The following is a 16461-nucleotide window of genomic DNA, read 5'->3' as shown; positions in this document are numbered from 1 at the left end:
TCGCTGCATCGAGAACCATCGTGTCCGCCTCTTCAGAACGTTTCATCCCCGCCTTCGGCCTCAGCAATCCGCACCTGCAAACCTTGTGGGGGCCGCTGTGGCGCAAAACCGTGCATATCCAGCGTGAGCGCGAGCGCCTGTGGCTTGAGGATGGCGACTTCCTCGATCTCGACTGGCACGGCCCGCACACCGCCGATGCGCCGTTGGTGCTGGTGTTACACGGGCTGACCGGCTCTTCCAACTCGCCTTACGTCGCTGGCGTGCAAAAAGCCTTGGCCGACCAAGGCTGGGCCAGCGTTGCGCTGAACTGGCGCGGCTGCTCCGGCGAACCCAACCTGTTACCGCGCAGCTACCACTCCGGCGCCAGCGAAGACCTCGCCGAAACCATCAAGCACCTGCGCGCGAAACGCCCGTTGGCGCCGTTGTACGCCGTCGGTTATTCCCTCGGCGGCAATGTGCTGCTCAAGCATCTGGGTGAAACCGGCAGCGCCAGTGGCGTGCTCGGTGCAGTCGCGGTGTCGGTGCCGTTTCGGCTCGATCAATGCGCCGACCGGATCGGCCAGGGATTTTCCAAGGTCTATCAGGCGCACTTCATGCGCGAGATGGTCGCCTACATCAAGAACAAGCAACGGCAGTTCCAGCACGACGGACGTGAGGACGGGCTCGCAGCACTGGCAGCCCTCGGCTCGCTGGAAAACATGCGCACGTTCTGGGATTTCGATGGCCGGGTGACAGCGCCGCTGCATGGTTTCAACGATGCCGAGGATTATTACCGTCGCGCATCGAGCCGCTATTTCCTCGGCGAGATCCGCACACCAACTCTGATCATTCAAGCGGCAGACGATCCGTTCGTGTTCCCGCACAGCCTGCCGTCAGCGAACGAATTATCGGCTTCTACCGCTTTTGAATTGCAGGCTCGCGGCGGCCACGTCGGATTTGTCGACGGCTCAGTGCGCCAGCCCGGCTACTACCTCGAACGCCGTATCCCGCAATGGCTGGCCAGCGTGTCCGCATGAGCGATCAGGGCGAGTCGATCCGATTCTGGCAAACCGCGCCGCTGGCCGGTGTCGAATTGTTGTCGGCACGCTACATCGAGCATCGCTTCGCCCCGCATGTGCACGACGGTTTTGTGATCGGCATGATTATGGCCGGCGCCCAGCGCTACCGTTATCGCGGCGCCGAGCATCTGGCCGGCAGCGGCACGCTGGTGCTGATCAATCCGGACGAATTGCACACCGGGCACAAAGGCACTGAGGATGGCTGGCTGTACCGGGCGTTTTATCCGGAGACCGGCAAGATTGTTTCACTGCTGGATGAGCTGGAACTGTCCACCAGCAATCTGCCAGCGTTCGGCGCCACGCTGTACCGCGACCCGGATCTGGTCAGCGGCTTTGCACAACTGCACCGCTTGCTCGAAAGCCCGGCCAGTGCGCTGCAACAACAAACGGTCTGGCGCGAGATGATGTTGTTGCTGTTGCAGCGTCACGCGGCGGTACGAGAAATCGGCAACCCCGGCAAGGAGCACCGCGCGGTGCTGATCGCCAAGGACCTGCTACATACGCACCTGGCAGCGCCGCCGTCGCTGGAAGAATTGGCGGCTGCGGTCAATCTGTCGCCGTTCCATTTCGCCCGCGTGTTTCGCCGCGCGACCGGCATGCCGCCGCACACCTGGCTAATGCAGCAACGCATCGCCCAGGCACGGGCGCTGTTGCAGCACGGCTGCCTGCCGGTGGAGGTCGCCACGCAATTGGGTTTTGCCGATCAGAGCCATCTAAGCCGACAGTTCAAGCAGGCTTATGGCGTCGGACCCGCCGCCTACCGCAGTGCCCGTCTGGAAAGCTGAAAGATCGCAGCCTGCGGCAGCTCCTACAGGAGAATGCATTCCATGTAGGAGCTGCCGAAGGCTGCGATCTTTCGCTCTTATTCGCCGGTGGCAATACCGCGCGAAGGCTCATTGATCCACTCACTCCACGACCCCGCATACAACGAACCCAACGGATACCCCGCCAGGCACAACGCAAACAGGTTGTGACACGCCGTCACCCCGGAGCCGCAATACGCCACCAGATCGGACGGCGAACGCCCACCCAGTTTCGCCGCAAAGCGTTGTTTCAGCTGATCGGCCGGAAGGAATCGCCCGTCGCTGCCAAGGTTGTCGGTGAATGCCGCGCACTGCGCACCGGGTATATGCCCGGCTACCGGGTCTATCGGCTCCACTTCCCCTTTGAAGCGCGGCAAGGCTCGGGCGTCGATCAGCGTCAGCGTCGGCTGGCCGAGGCGCTGTTGCAATTGCTCGGCGCTGAGCAGCAAAGCCTTGTCCGCCTGACCACTGAAGTTGCCACGCACAACCGTCGGCGCATCCAGACTCAGCGGCAAACCCGCCGCGTGCCAGGCCTTGAGCCCGCCATCGAGGATGAACACTCCGTCTCGCTTGCCCAGCCAGGCGAGCAACCACCACGCCCGCGCCGCATAGGCGCCCGGGCCGTCGTCATACAGAACCACTTCGCTGTCGTGGTTGATGCCCCAGGCTTGCAGGCGCTCGATCAATGCTGCCGGTTCGGGCAGCGGATGACGACCCGTCACGCCTTTGACCACGTTGCCGCTGAGGTCACGCTCAAGGTCGGCGAAGTTCGCCCCGGCAATGTGCCCTTCGGCGTAGCTGCGCTGGCCGTAATCCGGATCTTCGAGGGCAAAACGACAATCGAGAATCAGCAACCCGGGCTGTTCCTTGCGGGCATCCAGTGCTTGCGGGCTGATCAACTGCGCAATCGGCATAACGGGCTCCTGTGGGATTTCAACAGAACGGTTTATTTCACGTCTTCGAGGGCCTGGGCCAGGGGGACATAGAACTCGTCGAACAGGGCGTTGACCTGGTCGCGCGCCTCATCGGTGACAAACCCGGCTTCGAGCACCAACACCTGATACACGCCGCGTTTAACCGCTTGCTCGCTGAGGTGGTTGGAATTTTCACGGGTGGTGCAGAGGAAACGCACCCACGAGGTCAGGATGATCCAGGCGTTGAGCGTCAGGGATTCAATCTGCACACGGTCCATCTTGAGGATTCCGGCGGCAACAAAGCCTTCGTAGATCGCGGCGCCCTGAATCACGCAGCGCTGCGAGAAGCGCCGATAACGCGCGGCCAGTTCCGGATCGCTGTCGAGCAGATGTTCAAGGTCGCGGTGCAGAAAGCGGTAACCCCACATCGCCGAGAGCAGTTCCTTGAGATAGAAACGCTTGTCTTCAACCGTCGCAGCACGCCCCTGCGGCGGGCGCAGGAAGCTGTCCACCAAGGCCTCGTACTCACTGAACAGCACGGCGATGATCGCCTGCTTGTTGGGGAAGTGGTAGTACAGGTTGCCCGGAGAAATCTCCATGTGCGCGGCGATGTGGTTGGTGCTGATGCTGCGCTCGCCCTGTTGATTGAACAGCTCGAGGCTGTTCTGCACGATGCGCTCGCTGGTTTTTATTCGTGGGGCCATGGCTTGAGCTTTAATTCAGAGTGCGATGAGGGGCATCTTACGACCTATCCGGAAATGGATAAAACAAAGCTGCGCACGGAAGTCATTTGACTTTATAGAGCATAGACTCTAAAAAGTTCATCACTACAATAAATCCGGAGCCTACGATGACTGCCGATATTGCCTACCTGCAAACGCTGCAACAGCCACTGGAAGAGCTCAATCGGCAGTTCAAAGCGCAACGGGCTGCTTACGCCGTCAACCCGATGCCTGCTGCGGCCCAGCGCCAGCAATGGCTGAAGGCTTTGCGCGATGTGCTGAGCAACGAGCGCCAGGCCCTGATCGACGCCATCAGCGCGGATTTCAGCCATCGCAGCGCCGACGAAACCCTGCTCGCCGAACTGATGCCGAGCCTGCACGGCATTCATTACGCCAGCCGCCACCTCAAAGGCTGGATGAAGGCCTCGCGGCGCAAGGTTGGCGTCGCGTTCCAGCCGGCTTCGGCGAAAGTCGTGTATCAGCCGCTGGGCGTAGTCGGCGTCATCGTCCCGTGGAATTACCCGTTGTATCTGGCTGTCGGGCCGCTGGTCGGCGCATTGGCGGCGGGCAACCGGGTAATGCTCAAGCTCAGTGAATCGACGCCGGCCACCGGCCTGCTGCTCAAGGAATTGCTGGCAAAAATCTTCCCCGAAGATCTGGTCTGCGTAGTGCTCGGCGAGGCCGACATCGGCGTGGCGTTTTCCCGCCTGCCGTTCGATCACTTGCTGTTCACCGGCTCCACCAGTGTCGGCAAACATGTGATGCGCGCCGCAGCGGAAAACCTCACGCCGGTGACTCTCGAACTGGGCGGCAAATCCCCGGCCATCGTCTCCCGCGACGTGCCACTGAAGGATGCCGCCGAGCGCATCGCCTTCGGCAAAACCCTCAATGCCGGGCAAACCTGTGTCGCCCCCGATTACGTATTGGTACCGGAAGACCGCGTCGGCGGCTTCGTCGAAGCCTATCGCCAGGCCGTGCAGGGTTTCTATCCAACCCTTGCCGACAACCCGGACTACACGGCGATCATCAACGAGCGCCAATTGGCTCGACTCAATGGCTACATCAGCGATGCGACCAGCAAAGGCGCGCTGCTGATTCCGCTGTTCGATCAAGGTCAGGGCCGCCGCATGCCGCACAGCGTGCTGCTGAATGTCAGCGACGAGATGACGGTGATGCAGGACGAAATCTTCGGCCCGTTGCTGCCGATCGTGCCGTACCAGGATCTGGAGCAGGCATTTGCCTACATCAATCAGCGGCCAAGGCCTCTGGCTCTTTACTACTTCGGCTACGACAAACGCGAACAGAACCGCGTGCTGCACGAAACCCACTCCGGCGGCGTGTGCCTGAACGACACGCTGCTGCACGTGGCGCAGGACGACATGCCGTTCGGTGGTATCGGCCCGTCCGGCATGGGCCATTACCACGGGCACGAAGGCTTCCTGACATTCAGCAAGGCCAAAGGCGTGCTGATCAAACAACGCTTCAACGCAGCCAGACTGATTTATCCGCCTTACGGCAAATCCATTCAGAAGCTGATCCAGAAGCTGTTCATTCGCTAGATATCTGTCACTGCCGGGTTATAAAAACAATGCACCCAAGCCTGACCGAAACACCTGCCCTGTCGCGCCGTGGCCTGCTGAAATTCAGCCTAGGCGCCACGGCATTTCTCGCCACCGCCGGCCTCGGCGCCAGCCTCAGTGGCTGCTCATCCAGCGTCGCGGCCAATGGCTTCGTCTCGTTGCGCGACGGCGATCTGCTGTTTCTGCGCGCACTGATTCCGGTGATGCTCGACGGCGCCGTGGCCGCCGAGAAAATGCCGGCGGCGGTGGATGGCACGCTCAAGTCGCTGGACTACAGTCTCGATCACCTCTCGCCGGAGATGCTCAAGCTCACCCGCCAATTGTTCGACGTGCTAGCTATGGCCGTGACGCGCGGGCCGCTGACCGGGATCTGGGGCAGTTGGGAAAACGCCAGTGCCGAGGCAATGCGCAACTTCCTCGATCGCTGGGAAAACAGCTCATTGAGTTTGTTGAAAATGGGGCACAGCTCACTGCAGCAAATGGTGCTGATGGCCTGGTACACGCGCGCGGAATCGTGGGGGCATTGCGGCTATCCGGGCCCACCTACCGTCTGAAATCAGCGCCGCGCCTTTCGCGAGCAAGCCCGCTCCCACATTTTGAAACGCATTCCTCTGTGGGAGCGGGCCTGGCGAAGGGGCCCGCAAAAACAACAAAAACAAGAGAACCTGACCGATGCCCGTACCCGACCCCTTCCGCGAAGGCCTCGCCCGAGGCTGGAAAACCTTCAACGGCGCGCAACTGACCGACGACCTGACGCTTGAAGCCGATGTCGCCATCATCGGCAGCGGCGCCGGCGGTGGCACCACCGCCGAAATCCTCAGTGCCGCCGGCTACAAGGTGCTGCTGATCGAAGAAGGCCCGCTGAAAACCAGCTCCGACTTCAAGATGCTCGAAGACCAGGCCTACAGCAGCCTTTATCAGGAAGGCATCGGCCGCATGAGCAAGGACGGCGCGATCACCATCCTGCAGGGTCGCGCGGTCGGCGGCACGACGTTGATCAACTGGACATCGAGCTTTCGCACGCCCGAGCCGACGCTCGAGCACTGGGCCAAAGAACACAACGTCAAAGGTCACAGCGTCGCCGAGATGGCGCCATGGTTCGAGAAAATGGAACAGCGCCTCGGCGTCGCCCCATGGATGGTGCCGCCGAACGCCAACAACGACGTGATCCGAAAGGGCTGCGAGCAACTCGGCTACAGCTGGCACGTGATCCCGCGCAACGTGCGCGGCTGCTGGAACCTCGGCTATTGCGGCATGGGCTGCCCGACCAATGCCAAGCAGTCGATGATGGTGACGACCATTCCGGCCACCCTGGAAAAGGGCGGCGAACTGCTTTATCTGGCACGTGTGGAAAAACTGCTGATCAGCGGCGACAAGGTTTCCGGCCTGCATTGCGTGGCGATGGATGAACGCTGCGTCGAAACTACCGGGCGCACCATTACCGTCAAGGCGCGGCATTACGTGCTGGCTGGCGGCGGCATCAACAGCCCGGCACTGCTGCTGCGTTCCGACGCACCGGACCCGCATAAAAACCTTGGCAAACGCACCTTTCTGCACCCGGTGAACATGTCCGCCGCGCGTTTTGATGAGGTGGTCAATCCGTTTTACGGCGCGCCGCAGTCAATCTACTCGGACCACTTCCAATGGAAGGACGGCACCACCGGGCCAATGGCGTTCAAACTCGAAGTACCGCCGCTGCATCCTGCGCTGGCGGCGACTTTGCTTGGCGGTTTTGGCCAGGAGAGCGCGCAACACATGGGCGACCTGCCGCACACCCACGCGATGCTGGCGTTGCTGCGCGACGGTTTCCACCCGGACAGCAGCGGTGGCGCGGTCGAGTTGCGCGGCGACGGTTCGCCGGTGCTCGACTATCAAGTGTCGTCTTACGCCTGGGAGGGTCTGCGTCGGGCCTTTCACGTCATGGCCGAGATCCAGTTTGCCGGCGGCGCGCAAGCGATTATGCCGATGCATGCTGACGCCCGCTATGTGAAAACCTTGGCTGAGGCCCGCACGCTGATCGATGGTCTGAGCCTCGAGTTGTACCGCACGCGGCTCGGCAGCGCCCACGTCATGGGTGGCTGTGCGATGGGCGAAGAGCCGAAAACCGCGGTCACCGACAGCCTCGGCCGTCATCATCAACTGAGTAATTTGTCGATTCATGACGGCTCGCTGTTTCCCACCAGCATCGGCGCCAACCCGCAGTTGTCGGTGTACGGCCTGACCGCACAACTGGCGACGGCCCTCGTCGAGAGGCTGAAAACCCCGTGAAAACCGTTAATATTCTCATCGTCTATAGTGCTTTCTTACGCAAAAGGCGACTTGGCCGACCGGGACGGCTGCGATACCATCCGACTCCCCAACGGACTCCCGCCAGGACGACGCGATGAACCGAGTGTTGTACCCAGGTACCTTCGACCCTATTACCAAGGGCCATGGCGATCTGGTCGAACGCGCCTCGCGCCTGTTCGATCACGTGATCATTGCGGTCGCCGCCAGCCCGAAAAAGAACCCGCTGTTCCCGCTGGAACAACGGGTCGAACTGGCTCGCGAGGTCACCAAACACCTGCCGAACGTGGAAGTGGTCGGTTTCTCGACGCTGCTCGCGCATTTTGCCAAAGAGCAGAATGCCAACGTGTTTTTGCGCGGTTTGCGCGCGGTGTCGGACTTCGAATACGAATTCCAGCTGGCCAACATGAACCGCCAGTTGGCGCCGGACGTCGAGAGCCTGTTTCTCACACCGTCCGAACGTTACTCGTTCATTTCGTCGACGCTGGTGCGGGAAATTGCCGCGCTCGGCGGCGATATCAGCAAATTCGTCCACCCCGCCGTGGCCGACGCCCTGACCCTACGCTTCAAAAAGTAGGAGCTGCCGCAGGCTGCGATCTTTTGATCTTAAAATGATCGCAGTCCAGTGCCCTTGATCGCACCCGCGTGCACTGCGCTCGCCAATGCGGCACAATTGCGCGCATTGATTTATAGCGCCCGGGCCTGCCGCCCCGGCTGGAGTTAGCATGTCCCTGATCATCACCGACGATTGCATCAACTGCGACGTCTGCGAACCCGAGTGCCCAAACGCCGCCATTTCCCAGGGCGAAGAGATCTACGTGATCGACCCGAACCTGTGCACCCAGTGCGTCGGCCACTACGACGAACCACAATGCCAGCAGGTCTGCCCGGTGGATTGCATTCCACTGGACGAGGCGCATCCGGAGACTGAAGAGCAGTTGATGGAAAAGTACCGCCTGATCACCGGCAAGGCCTGAATCGCTAAAAAGATCGCAGCCTGCGGCAGCTCCTACACAGATCTCATGTAGGAGCTGCCGAAGGCTGCGATCTTTTGATCTTGCCCTTCACTCGCGCTGCTCAAACCCCTCTCCCGTACACCCCAGGCACCGCACAAACGCCGCCTTCGCCGGATCAACCACCAACGCCTGCCCCGCATCGCCAATCCCGCCACCCAGTGCGGTAAACGGCAATGACACGACAAACGCCGCCGTACCGATCACCGTTGCCACCACCAATAATGGTCGGGCAATCAGCAAATCGCCGATCATGGCGTAGGCCGGGGGATTCTGGATGGCATAACGAGGATCGCCGCTGCCGCCTTCCGTGGCCTGAACGGCCAGACTGGAACACAGCAACAGCGTCACCAAGAGAACTTGCAGGCATTTCATGGCACGATCCTTCGGGCTGAACAGTGAGACAACTCACTATAGACCGTAGGACTTTTTCAGCTTTTTGCCTCAGCTCTGGCAGCGCGGGCAGAACACACTGGCGCGCTGCCCCAGCTTCACTTCGCGCAGCCCGGTGCCGCAGACCTTGCAGTGTTCGCCACCACGGCCATAGACGAACAGCTCTTGCTGGAAATAGCCCGGCTGCCCGTCGCCACCGATGAAATCACGCAACGTGGTACCGCCGCGCTCAATGGCAGCGGCAAGGATGCGTTTGATCTCGATGGCCAGCTTCAGATAACGCGCACGGGAGATGCCACCGGCCTCGCGACGTGGATCAATCCCGGCAGCGAACAGCGCTTCGGTCGCGTAGATGTTGCCAACGCCAACTACCACCGCGTTGTCCATGATGAACGGCTTCACCGCCATCGACCGCCCGCGCGACAGCTGGAATAAACGTTCGCCATCGAACAGATCGGTCAATGGCTCCGGCCCGAGACGAATCAGCAATTCGTGATTGAGCGGATCGGTACTCCACAACATCGCACCGAAACGTCGCGGGTCGGTGTAGCGCAGCGCCAGCCCCGATTCCAGTTCGATATCGACGTGTTCATGCTTCAACGCCGGCAGCCCGACCTCGACCAGACGCAAATTGCCCGACATGCCCAAATGGCTGATCAGCGTGCCGACTTCGGCATTGATCAACAGGTACTTGGCGCGTCGTTCGACCAGCACGATGCGCTGCCCGGACAGACGCACATCGAGGTCTTCGGGGATCGGCCAGCGCAAGCGCCGATCACGCACGATCACCCGGCTGACCCGCTGGCCTTCCAGATGCGGGGCAATGCCGCGGCGGGTGGTTTCGACTTCCGGCAATTCAGGCATGGTGTTCTCGAATCAATGCGCGCCGAGGTCGCGGATCGTTTGTTTGAGGGTTTCGAAGTCGTAATCCGACAGCCCTACGTAATCGAGTACCAGTGGCCCGACAGCGTTCCATTCGAAATCTTCGGTCTGATTGCCCAGCACTCGATAGGACGCGCAAATGTGCTCGGCCATCTTCAGGATCGCCAGCAGGTTTTTCAGCTGACTGTTGCGCGATGATTCATCGCTGAAAATCGCCAACGCATTGTGGTGATTGGCAATCGCGGCGCTGACGTGTTCCGGCAGACGCCAGGATTTGGCGGTGTAGTAACCGACTACCGCATGGTTGGTATTGAACTCGCTGTTTTCAGTGTCGACCACGCGACATTCAGCACTGGCATTGGCGTAAGCCTTTTCCAGCACCGACATGTAATTGGGGAAACGCTGCAACATCAACGGCACGCCGCAATCGTGGAACAGGCCCAAGGCATAAGCTTCGTCACCGGCCTGAGTACCGATGCGCTTGGCCAGGGTCAGGCAAGTCATCGCCACGTCCTGGGCCGTGTCCCAGAACCGGTTGAGGGTGACGATAGTGTCGTCGTTCATCTCGCCCTTGATCGACTGCGCATTGATCAGGTTGATGATCGAACGGCTGCCCAACAGGTTCACCGCACGCTGGATCGAGGTGATCTTGTTGCTCAAGCCGTAGTAGGGCGAGTTGACGATTTTCAGCAGCGAGCCGGACAAGCCAGGATCCTGGGCGATCAGCTTGGCGATCACCTCCAGGTCCGGGTCGGGCATGTACTGCTCCATTTGCAGATCCACCATGATCTGCGGTTGCGCGGGCACACTGATGCCTTGCAGCGATTGTTGAATCTGTTCGGTGGTCAGCTCTTGGGACATAAGTACACACTCTGGGACAGGCGGCGATTCTAACCCCGGAAACTGCAGGGCGACACACCGATGGGCATATCGGAGGAACTTTCATTCAAGCTCAGGCTTCGGATTTTGTAAGGCGCAATGGCCAGTTTCTGTCCGTTGAGCCAGCAAATTCCCGCAGACTCAGGAGCTTATCGATGGCCACCTCACTTAATGGCAAGCGCGTCGCTTTTTTGGTAACCGATGGTTTCGAACAGGTTGAATTGACAGGTCCCAAGCAGGCGCTGGAGCAGGCTGGCGCGCAGGTCGACATCCTCTCGGCCGAGGCCGGCAAGGTCAAAGGCTGGAACCACGACAAACCGGCCGACGACTTCAAGGTCGACCAGACTTTCCAGGCCGCCAGCATTGAACAGTACGACGCTGTGGTGCTGCCGGGCGGCGTGCAGAACTCCGATACCATTCGTATCGATCAGGATGCCCAGCATCTGGTCAAGACCGGCGCGTCTGCCGGCAAGCCGATTGCAGTGATCTGCCATGGCAGTTGGCTGCTGATCTCGTCAGGGCTGGTCAACGGCAAGACCATGACCAGCTATAAAACCGTCAAGGATGATCTGGTGAACGCCGGCGCGCACTGGGTGGATAAGGAAGTGGTCAAGGATGGCAACCTGATCAGCAGCCGGCAGCCGGATGATATTCCGGCGTTCAGCAAAGCGCTGATCGATACACTGTCTGCCTAGCTTTCAAGGCTGTCTTCGCGAGCAAGCCCGCTCCCACATGGGAATGCATTTCAAATGTGGGAGCGGGCTTGCTCGCGAAGAGGCCATCAGCGTTTCATCGCACGCCAAACCCGACACCACACTCAACACGCTATACTCCCGCTCTTTTTTCCGGAGCGACGTCATGTCCCTGCCAAGCCTGCGCCTCAAAGCCAATGCCGACCGTCGCCTGCGCAACGGCCACTTGTGGGTCTACAGCAACGAAATCGATGTAGCCGCCACCCCGTTGCACGGCTTCAAGGCCGGCGATCAGGCGATTCTCGAAGCCGCCGGCGGCAAGACCCTGGGCATCGTGGCGATGAGCCCGAACAACCTGATCTGCGCCCGTCTGGTGTCGCGCGACATCAAACTGCCGCTGGACAAATCCCTGCTCGTGCATCGCCTCAACGTCGCCTTGTCGCTGCGCGAGCGTCTGTTCGACAAGCCGTTCTATCGCCTGGTTTACGGTGATTCCGACCTGTTGCCAGGCCTGGTTGTCGACCGTTTCGGTGACATCCTCGTCGTGCAGATCGCTTCCGCGACCATGGAAGCGCACAAGGATGACGTCATCGCAGCACTGACCCAAGTGCTCAAGCCAAGCGGTATTCTGTTCAAGAACGACTCCGCCGCGCGTGACGCCGAAGGCCTCAACCGCTACGTCGAAACCGTGTTCGGCCTGGTGCCGGAGTGGGTTGCGCTGGAAGAGAACGGGGTGAAGTTCGAAGCACCGGTCATCCAGGGCCAGAAAACCGGCTGGTTCTACGACCACCGCATGAACCGCGCACGCCTGGCGCCTTACGCCAAAGGCAAACGCGTCCTCGACCTCTATAGCTACATCGGTGGCTGGGGTGTGCAGGCAGCGGCATTCGGCGCCAGCGAAGTGTTCTGCGTCGACGCTTCGGCCTTCGCCCTCGACGGCGTCGAGCGTAACGCGGCACTGAACGGTTTCGCCGACAAGATGACCTGCATCGAAGGTGACGTTTTCGAAGCCTTGAAAGAGCTGAAAGCCAGCGAAGAGCGCTTCGACGTGATCGTTGCCGATCCTCCGGCGTTCATCAAACGCAAGAAGGACATGAAAAACGGCGAAGGCGCCTACCGTCGCCTGAACGAGCAAGCCATGCGCCTGCTCAACAAGGACGGCATTCTGGTCAGCGCTTCGTGCTCGATGCACCTGCCGGAAGATGACCTGCAGAACATCCTGCTGACCAGCGCCCGTCACCTGGATCGCAACATCCAGATGCTCGAGCGCGGCGGTCAGGGCCCGGATCACCCGGTGCACCCGGCCATCGCCGAAACCCGCTATATCAAGAGCATCACCTGCCGTCTGCTGCCTAATAGCTGATCGGCCTGAAAGCGCGGAGCCCACGGGCTCCGCGCTTGCTTTCAGGCGGTGCAATGCCGTCGACAATACCCTTCAGACTTTCAACTCCTACAAATAACTTCCTGTGACCTTGCAGGAAATTTCCGCGCATCTTAAATCCTGCGATATATAACTTACACAGTTTGCGTCTTGACGCGATGACTCCGACAACATTACTGGATTTTTCCTACTTAACATTCGCTTGCCAATAATCAATTACAAACTATGATTAAGTTGTCACCACGAGGTGGCATCAATCTTGATGAACAAGGAGTTCACACTATGAAAGCAATTACTCTGGAAACCAACAAAATCGCAAACCTGGCTTTTCTGGTTGCACCTAAAGTCCGATAAGTAAGTCAGGACGCCGGGGAGTGCCGGCCCCCCAGCGTCCTTCCGACATTATTCCAGAGCGAAGCGTTGATCATGCACATCAATCCGTACCTATTCATATTGCCGCGCACACCCGGACTGATAGTCTGGAACTACAAAGACCACGTCCAACACGAACTTGATCTTGGTTATGCAACTCGCCTTGCCAAACTTATATCAAACCCGAACGCATTTGATAATTGCAACATAATAGACACGCAACTTCTGAACGCAGGAATACTGACCACTTCAAAAATAGACAGCCCAACATGGGGATGGGATGAACTGTCGAAGATTTACCATATCGGTACGCAAAACATCCCCTGCGAACACCCCCCACAGAATATCCAGGAGTGGTCCAGTCAATACCTGAGCCATTGCAACGAAGTACTGAGCAAACCCTGCCCCGAAGATGAACGCCCTATGTTGGCCGCCGATCAACGCATCGCGTTGCCCGCTCCCGGCGTGCTGACCGATACCCGACTCGGCAGCGTACTGTTGCAGCGTAAAACCTGCCGATCCTATACCGGTGAAGCGATCACCCTGAATGACCTCGCCACCCTGCTCTACCTTTCCCTGGGCTTTCTGCACGAACGTGAACATGACCGCGACGACAACATTGCCGCCGGGCTCGATGCACGTCGCAGCAGTCCTTCGGGCGGAGGCCTGAATGCCTGTGAGGGTTTTGTCCTGGCACAGAATGTCAGCGGTCTTGAGCCCGGCATCTACGCCTATCACCCGGCTGAACATTGCCTGAGCCTGATCAACCCGCTGCCTGAAGCGGCGCTGGGTCATCTGCTCGGCGGTCAGCATTTCATCAACAACCTGCCGCTGGGACTGTTCATCACCGCACGATTCGACAAGCTCTGGTGGAAATACGAACACTCGCGCGCCTACCGCATGGCGTTCGTCGAAGCGGGTCACCTCTCGCAGTCGTTTCAATTGGTTGCCACTGCACTGGGTCTTGGTACCTGGCTGACGGGCGCCTTTGCTGATGAGCAGGTCGAGACACTGCTGAAGATTGCAGGCAGCGCGGAACAACCGCTGTTCTTCGTCGGCTGCGGCGCCAGTGATGGTCAGGCCATGTGTGAGGAAATTCAGGCTCTGTTGCAGGAGGCCAGCACATGAGTGCGCTGCCGTGCGCTCCAATGGAGGCACCTGCTGCCTGGGCACTACGCTTCACCCTTGGCGACTGGAACAACCGTGCCTCGGTACGCACCAGCCAGCACGACTTCCTGTTGCCGGAAGACGTTGAACAACAACTGGAGACCCGCCACTGGTTTCCGCCGGCATTTCTGCCATACCTGGCGCATCCGGCCATTCAGGCTGCGGGCGCCGCTGTCCGGCACCGGTTGGCAGCCAACCATCTGGTGCACTTTCTCGACTACACCACGCTGCTCGAACACCGCATCGTCAACCGCGCCGTCGAAACCATCATCCACGGTGAGTTGCCGGCCTACATTCCCGCGCGGATGAAAAATGCTGCCCTGCAGCTATATACCGATGAGGGCTACCACGCACTGTTCTCCAACCGACTCGCCGAACAGATAGCCAGCCGGTATGCCATCGTTGATCGCCCGGTGATGCCGCTGCGCATCAGCCGATTGAATTCCCTGATCGCCCGCACACCTCAAGGCAACCGCCCGCTGGCCTGGTTTCTGCTTGGCTTCGTCTCGGAAACCATCATTGCCCGGGAGCTGCTGGATGCCTGTCGTGACAGCCTGGTCTCCAGCGTGAGTGACATGTTGCGCGATCATCTCGCCGACGAGGCGCGCCACAGCCGCTACTTCGCCGAAGTGTTCCATTACTTGTGGCTGACGCTGAACAGCCGTCAACGCACCTTCAGCGCCAAGCTGCTACTGGAGGTCATCGGCCTGTTCTTCGAAGTCGACCCACGCTGGTTGCAACAAAGCCTGCGCGGCGCCGGTATCGCCGAAAGCACTATCAAGGAAATAGTCGACGGTCTGGCCGATGCACAAGCCAGCCGGCAACGCGCCAAAACGGGGGCGACGGCAACACTCGACGCACTGAAAAACGCCGGATTCTTTGCACTTCCCGACAACCAGAAACTTTTCGCCAAGGCAGGACTGATCGATGGATGAAGGAAAATCTGCGGCAAGCGTCCGCCAACAACGCGCTGCCGTAAGTCTGCTGATGGCGATGGTGCTGCTGGGGGTTTTTCCGCTGGATGTTTTGCTGCCTTCCTTTCCAGCCCTGGCCGAACATTTCGGCAATACGCCAACGGACATCGCACTGTCGATCAGTCTGTTCGCCATGGGCATCGCCTTTGCGCAGTTGCTGATCGGGCCGTTATCGGACGTGATCGGGCGTAAGGGCCTGCTGCTTGCCGGCATGATGATCTCGATGCTCGGCGCCCTCGGTTGCGTACTTACCGCTGATTACACGCTGTTCCTGATATTCCGGGTCATGCAGGCGTTGGGCTGCGGCTGCTTCGTACTGTCTCAGGCACTGGTCCAGGATCTGTTCGAAGGTGAACAACGTGATCGTCTGCGTATCCTGATGGTGACCGCCACGGGAATTTTCATTTCGCTGTCACCTTTAGCCGGCACCTTCCTGCAAGCCACCCTCGGCTGGCGCGGCAGCTTCTGGGTGTTCATCGCCCTGGCAGGCGTGGTGCTGATCAAGGCCTGGCTGTTTCTGGACGGCAGTCGCCCGATCCACAATGGCCCACACCCGGGCTTCGTTCAGTCCTATCGACGGGTATTGGGGGATGTCGAGTTCGTCAGCTATTGGCTCATATCGGCGTTCGCTTTCGCCTGCCATTTCTCGTTCATCGTGATCTCGCCGCTGATCTTCATGGACCGCCTGCAACTCGCGCCCTATGACTTTTCGCTGATCCTGCTGATCTACGGCGCCGCCTATATCGTTGGCGGCATTGTTGCCACGGTCCTGACCCGCAGGATTTCGCCCGGTAAGCAAATCACTGTGGGTTTGAGCCTGATTCTGCTGTCGGGACTGGCGATGCTTTATCTGTCGTCGAACTTTGCGCTGGCGCCTGCCACCGTACTGATCCCGATGCTGATCTGTACCGCCGGCACCACCATTGCGCGCCCGGCCGCCACTTCTGGCGCCATGCGTCTGTTCCCGGAAATCGCCGGCACCTCGGCTTCGGCGGGCAGCACGATCATCTTTATCTGTGGCGGATTGATCAGCGCGTTGATCAGCCTGAGTCCGGCCAACCTGCAATCGACGCTGGGTTACAGTTTTGTTCTGTTGAGCAGCGTTGCGCTGGCACTCAACAGCTGGATTCGGCGGCGTGCCACGATCCCCGGCGCCGAGGCCATGACCCAACCCGGCAGCGAATAAACCTGCCGGTCGTCATCCCGCACGCTTCGTTGGCACTGCAACAACGCTTTGCGCCATTCCCTCCAGACGCCAGCGGTGTAGAATCGGCTGATTCATCGCCATTCATCCCCCGGCGGGTTTATGAGCTCGGGCTGAGACCAGCGGCGATCCCGCAACGTC

Annotated in this window: 17 protein-coding genes; 12 read left to right on the top strand and 5 right to left on the bottom strand. The window is 59.9% G+C overall.

The window, feature by feature from the left end; all coding sequences use genetic code 11:
* The first annotated feature begins 20 nt into the window (after window positions 1–20).
* Together QOL84_RS21330 and QOL84_RS21325 are read left to right on the top strand one after the other, a co-directional pair.
* Entirely contained in the window at window positions 21–1016 is a 996-nt protein-coding gene (locus QOL84_RS21330; RefSeq protein ID WP_283438463.1) for a hydrolase, read from the top strand.
* A complete protein-coding gene (locus QOL84_RS21325) occupies window positions 1013–1843 on the top strand; it encodes an AraC family transcriptional regulator (RefSeq protein WP_129396184.1) in 831 nt (276 codons plus the stop codon). The genes QOL84_RS21330 and QOL84_RS21325 overlap by 4 nt, the downstream gene beginning before the upstream one ends.
* Window positions 1844–1920: 77 nt before the next feature.
* Here QOL84_RS21325 and QOL84_RS21320 read toward each other — a convergent pair whose 3' ends face one another.
* Both QOL84_RS21320 and QOL84_RS21315 read right to left on the bottom strand, forming a co-directional pair.
* The gene (locus tag QOL84_RS21320; RefSeq protein ID WP_283438462.1) at window positions 1921–2775 is read right to left on the bottom strand and encodes a sulfurtransferase; all 855 of its coding nucleotides are present in this window, start codon (window positions 2773–2775) and stop codon (window positions 1921–1923) included.
* Between the two features lie 32 nt (window positions 2776–2807).
* On the bottom strand, window positions 2808–3479 hold the full coding sequence (locus QOL84_RS21315) for a TetR/AcrR family transcriptional regulator (RefSeq protein WP_129395919.1): 672 nt from the start codon (window positions 3477–3479) through the stop codon (window positions 2808–2810).
* Window positions 3480–3625: 146 nt separating this feature from the next.
* Between QOL84_RS21315 and QOL84_RS21310 the strand changes: the two genes are divergently transcribed.
* The 5 genes from QOL84_RS21310 (at window position 3626) to QOL84_RS21290 (ending at window position 8340) form a co-directional block, all read left to right on the top strand.
* Window positions 3626–5056 (top strand): coniferyl aldehyde dehydrogenase, encoded by a 1431-nt coding sequence (locus QOL84_RS21310; protein WP_283438461.1) that lies wholly within the window; start codon window positions 3626–3628, stop codon window positions 5054–5056.
* Window positions 5057–5085: 29 nt separating this feature from the next.
* Window positions 5086–5631 (top strand): twin-arginine translocation pathway signal protein, encoded by a 546-nt coding sequence (locus QOL84_RS21305; protein WP_129395921.1) that lies wholly within the window; start codon window positions 5086–5088, stop codon window positions 5629–5631.
* Between the two features lie 118 nt (window positions 5632–5749).
* Window positions 5750–7345, top strand: a complete 1596-nt coding sequence (locus QOL84_RS21300) for a GMC family oxidoreductase (protein ID WP_283438460.1) — start codon at window positions 5750–5752, stop codon at window positions 7343–7345.
* A 115-nt stretch (window positions 7346–7460) separates the two neighbouring features.
* Window positions 7461–7940, top strand: coding sequence for a pantetheine-phosphate adenylyltransferase (gene coaD, locus QOL84_RS21295; protein WP_003229157.1), 480 nt, complete (start codon window positions 7461–7463; stop codon window positions 7938–7940).
* Between the two features lie 148 nt (window positions 7941–8088).
* Window positions 8089–8340 carry a YfhL family 4Fe-4S dicluster ferredoxin gene (locus QOL84_RS21290; RefSeq protein ID WP_003213796.1) on the top strand — a complete coding sequence of 84 codons (252 nt, stop codon included), beginning with the start codon at window positions 8089–8091 and terminating at the stop codon, window positions 8338–8340.
* A gap of 87 nt (window positions 8341–8427) precedes the next feature.
* Here the strand turns inward: QOL84_RS21290 and QOL84_RS21285 are convergent, their stop codons facing one another.
* From QOL84_RS21285 to QOL84_RS21275, 3 genes are all read right to left on the bottom strand, one after another.
* The gene (locus tag QOL84_RS21285; protein WP_283438459.1) at window positions 8428–8751 is read right to left on the bottom strand and encodes a multidrug transporter; all 324 of its coding nucleotides are present in this window, start codon (window positions 8749–8751) and stop codon (window positions 8428–8430) included.
* Between the two features lie 69 nt (window positions 8752–8820).
* On the bottom strand, window positions 8821–9633 hold the full coding sequence (gene mutM / locus QOL84_RS21280) for a bifunctional DNA-formamidopyrimidine glycosylase/DNA-(apurinic or apyrimidinic site) lyase (protein ID WP_129395924.1): 813 nt from the start codon (window positions 9631–9633) through the stop codon (window positions 8821–8823).
* A 12-nt stretch (window positions 9634–9645) separates the two neighbouring features.
* Window positions 9646–10458: an HDOD domain-containing protein gene (locus QOL84_RS21275; protein ID WP_174823985.1), complete on the bottom strand. Its 813-nt coding sequence runs from the start codon at window positions 10456–10458 to the stop codon at window positions 9646–9648.
* Window positions 10459–10685: 227 nt separating this feature from the next.
* Here QOL84_RS21275 and QOL84_RS21270 point away from each other — a divergent pair, with 227 nt between their 5' ends.
* The 5 genes from QOL84_RS21270 (at window position 10686) to QOL84_RS21250 (ending at window position 16302) form a co-directional block, all read left to right on the top strand.
* Window positions 10686–11225 carry a type 1 glutamine amidotransferase domain-containing protein gene (locus QOL84_RS21270; RefSeq protein ID WP_283438458.1) on the top strand — a complete coding sequence of 180 codons (540 nt, stop codon included), beginning with the start codon at window positions 10686–10688 and terminating at the stop codon, window positions 11223–11225.
* A 163-nt stretch (window positions 11226–11388) separates the two neighbouring features.
* The gene (locus QOL84_RS21265) at window positions 11389–12585 is read left to right on the top strand and encodes a class I SAM-dependent rRNA methyltransferase (RefSeq protein ID WP_064116292.1); all 1197 of its coding nucleotides are present in this window, start codon (window positions 11389–11391) and stop codon (window positions 12583–12585) included.
* A 444-nt stretch (window positions 12586–13029) separates the two neighbouring features.
* The gene (locus QOL84_RS21260; protein WP_283438457.1) at window positions 13030–14103 is read left to right on the top strand and encodes a SagB family peptide dehydrogenase; all 1074 of its coding nucleotides are present in this window, start codon (window positions 13030–13032) and stop codon (window positions 14101–14103) included.
* Window positions 14100–15077, top strand: coding sequence for a diiron oxygenase (locus QOL84_RS21255; RefSeq protein WP_283438456.1), 978 nt, complete (start codon window positions 14100–14102; stop codon window positions 15075–15077). Before QOL84_RS21260 ends, QOL84_RS21255 begins: the two co-directional genes overlap by 4 nt.
* Window positions 15070–16302 (top strand): MFS transporter, encoded by a 1233-nt coding sequence (locus QOL84_RS21250; RefSeq protein ID WP_283438455.1) that lies wholly within the window; start codon window positions 15070–15072, stop codon window positions 16300–16302. The genes QOL84_RS21255 and QOL84_RS21250 overlap by 8 nt, the downstream gene beginning before the upstream one ends.
* Window positions 16303–16461: the final 159 nt, after the last annotated feature.

It is taken from the genome of Pseudomonas helmanticensis (assembly GCF_900182985.1).
Lineage (GTDB): Bacteria > Pseudomonadota > Gammaproteobacteria > Pseudomonadales > Pseudomonadaceae > Aquipseudomonas > Aquipseudomonas helmanticensis.
The sequence above is the reverse complement of the archived record's forward strand: the minus strand, read 5'-3'. Positions and strand labels throughout refer to the sequence as shown.